1 protein-coding gene and 1 pseudogene are annotated in these 3,693 nt (G+C 37.9%); one reads left to right on the forward strand and one right to left on the reverse strand.

All coding sequences use genetic code 11. From position 1 onward, the window contains the following. Positions 1-279 precede the first annotated feature (279 nt). Positions 280-399, reverse strand: a pseudogene (locus FEK50_RS24285) (AAA family ATPase); the annotation flags it as partial. A gap of 2,792 nt (positions 400-3,191) precedes the next feature. Here FEK50_RS24285 and FEK50_RS24125 point away from each other — a divergent pair. Then, positions 3,192-3,347, forward strand: coding sequence for an MbcA/ParS/Xre antitoxin family protein (locus tag FEK50_RS24125; RefSeq protein WP_240725573.1), 156 nt, complete (start codon positions 3,192-3,194; stop codon positions 3,345-3,347). The last annotated feature ends 346 nt before the right edge of the window (positions 3,348-3,693 follow it).

Raw genomic sequence — 3,693 nt, forward strand, 5'->3', positions numbered from 1 at the left:
GAACTGGAGTTACGTTGACGGACGCACGCTAACGAATGGCACGACGACCTGGTAGGTACGAGTGGTCGATCTGGCGGGCTGTGATATGCCCCCGCAGGGCGTGGATCAGAGCACGCTGAGAGTGGAATACTATTGTCAGAATAAGCAGGAATACTCTTATCTGCGCGAAGTGTTCATTGATATGTATCCGTAGTCATCGGAAATACCCAGCCTTTCTGGCTGGGTATTATCACGTGTGACATTAGCATGAACCATTACACAATCTGTCAAGAGCCAGGTTCAGATGTCTGTTTCCGCCATTTCATCATCACTGATTGGCGTAGCGTTTTTTGCCAGCATTCCCACTTTGCGTTTTTCCTTTAACCGGCAGCTTTCTCTTTTGATGTTCAGTGTGGTGGACAATCCCGTAGATATATATATCCGCACGCTTTAGTTCTGTTTTATTTTTTTTCGACAAAATAATCAAAAAGGTAAATAAAATAAACGTTAGGTATTTTCTTTATGCGTTCTCTTTACATGTTGAGACTTCGAGTAATACTGTAAACCATATACGTTATAATCGCTAACCGACAAATAATCCAGAAAATTTAATTTATATTCCAGTGTAAACGAGCTGTTCATTTCAAAAATATGTTTGTAAAAGTGTATAGTATTCTGATTGCCGAAGTTTAACTGTGCAGGAGAAAATTTAGCAGATAAGAAAATTGGGGCACACTCGTCAACATTAACTGTTCTAAACAATAATGAAATAGCGGTACTTACATCATCAAAGCCTCTTAATTTCGTGCTGTTAAAATAGAGCGTTCTTGCCGTAATGGTTATAGTAATCCGTCCGTCTCCGCAACCATCCAATATTCCCAGATCGCATGGTTCACAAAATGTGTTTTTCGCATATTTTCGCTCTTCATTACAAAAACAAGTTTTTAAATGTAACTCAGTGACCTCGTTTTATACGTGCTAAACTTATGCCATGTAATTGTAACTTTCTTTGCATTACCAATTATAATGCAACTTTTGGTACATACACCCCCAGATACTCCTTCTTCACCGTATTGCCTGGTCACGGTAAATTTATCTCCTGATGACTCCTTTCCTTCCACACGATCCAGTAAATTGTGATCATGTCTTCAGTTTCTTCCCGAAACACATAAATTTGTGAACACAACAAACTGAGTGATATCTCCGGTGACTTTAATAGTTTCGAATTAGATATGCGACCTCTTGATTTAAAATAACCATACCGAAGAGATTATCAGTTTTTTTTCACAAATGGGACTTTTTTTTGTGTTTTTTTGAGGCATTTTGAATGCCTGGAATGCAGCTGGAAGTTAACAGTTTGAAAAGCACGTCAGATGGGAATGGGAGGGTCGTATGAGGATGTTTTCTAATGCTACATAAAAGTAGCTTTTTTGACAATGGGTATTGGTATTATTGTGAGTTGATAAGTACTGTTTTGCCATTTAAGTTATACATATATCTAGTGCCACTTTTTCGAGAAAAATGATCCTATGATTTTTGTACATAGTGCCACTTTTAAAAAAAGTGACCCTATATCGTGATTACATAGGGTCACTTTTCATCAATAAGTGACCCTATGCGAGGTGCACATAGGGCCATTTTTAAGGAAAAAGTGACCCTATGTCGTAGTCATCCTAAGCAATCAGAGATATAATCACGCAAAGACGTTTTTTCGCGAAAGTTTCTCGGCATATCGCAGATACTGATTGCAGTATTGCGTTTTTTTTAAGCAGTAAAATTTTCGTTAGCAGGCTCAGGGGTTTTGAGAAAACCCTGGAGACTTTGGTTAAAAAGTGATACAAGTAAGGACAATAGTTTAATGGATGGTTTAGAAGCTTAAATCGATAGTTCAAAATTTATAAAAGTTACTTTTCCATCTCCAAAACCGATCTTTTAATTCGAGTAGAAAATTATTGCAATTGTATTTATGCAAGGGCAATGTGCTCATATAAGAATCTGATAGTTTAACGCATAACTTACTCTGTAAAATATAACGAACCGATATTTCTATTATTCGTACCTACCGTGCACATCTAATGTCATTACCTCTTCATATTAGGCCTGAAGAATATCAACAACACCATTATTTTATTGGGCGCGATAAAAAACACTTGGAACTAAAACGGGCTATTTGCTATTATCCATGGCTATTTTAAATGGTAACACCAGGGAACAGATTGTTGAGGAAATAATAGACATCAATCATATATTTTTAATATCAAAAAAAATATAAGCACCAACTAAAACACTTACAATTCCACTCACCATCCACTAATAAAGTAAATATTTTCCTTTCAGCGTAAATAACCCCGATAATATTAATAGAATTTAAAATGGCGAGATAATTATTTATAGAACATATAATTACCATATGTTAAATTCTCTCGCCAGCCAGTATCTGGATAGTTATTATCAAATTACATTCTCAGTTTAAATTGAGAGTTGTTTGGTATACTGGATGTAAAAGATCATGTCCAACGATTGTTCGGTTGTTTTCGTTAATAATAAAAGGGATATAATGGAGTGCTGCCTAGGTTATTATATTAAACCACCTTTCTTTTATCTTGATTAGAACTGGTTGTATCATTTGAGATATTGTCGGACAAACAGAGTCTGATAATTGGTGAGGCTGCCATTTTTATGATTTACAATCAATGATAAACCACTCCTTTCTATAGATACGCGGTCAGTACTGTATGGGCAATGGAAAGTAAATCAAACAACGTCGATATAGCTGAACAACTCAACAGGTTCCATTGACTGATGCAGGTTGGTAGCGTTCGACATACATACACTTCATTGCAACCTCTGCTGAATGTTATTAGCAAAAAAGTTGCATCCATGATGTACAGTGATTATAGTTGTAAGCGTCTAGCATACAGGGGGACGCGTTGGTTACATCATATTTAATGAGGCTAACCAGCCTAGCGCCCGAATGGAGAGAGTGAAATTCGATTTCACTCTCTCTTTTTTTCATCTAAACCTTTATTGTCAAATGGTTATACGCATTTATTTGTATTAGTCACGAATGCATCTGATACATTGACTTGTTACTCATTGCTAAAATGAGTAGCGAAGTTCATATCCAGTCATTAAACAGATTAAGAAAACGATAACTAAATAGTGGAGTTGACTCCTTGAACAGAGAAGATGTCCATCAACTGGCTACGCAATTGTTTGAAGGTAACGAAAGTGCGGCCCAAAAGTGGTGCCATGAACCCAACCGAGCGTTACGGTGGCAAACCCCTGAAGAACTTATGGGGAGCGAATCAGGAATCCAAACGGTAATAGCGTTAATAACACGACTAGAGCAAGGCGTGTATTCTTAGACCTTCTGCCCAGAGCCGTTCTGTAGTTTTATCATCGCATCAAGCAAATCGTTTTCATCCCGTGAATGCTGAGACTTGTTCCGGGTCACATCGGGGCTATTCACCGATGGAAGAGCTTTAAAACGACGGTTATCCCTTTGTTCCTGTACCAGCTTCGCCACATACAATACTTGGCCCAAATTCTGGGGTTAACAACTTACCCAGCCGAGGAAAACATCTGCAGTCCTCAAATAGACATTAGCATTGAGCCCCTACACTCGCACCAGTTGATAGTTCACTGCTTGTATGTGCTATAGCGTAAAGAGATACCGAAAGTATCCGCGTCTGTAGTGGCATAGTAAATTTG

It is taken from the genome of Escherichia sp. E2586 (assembly GCF_005781105.1).
Lineage (GTDB): Bacteria > Pseudomonadota > Gammaproteobacteria > Enterobacterales > Enterobacteriaceae > Escherichia.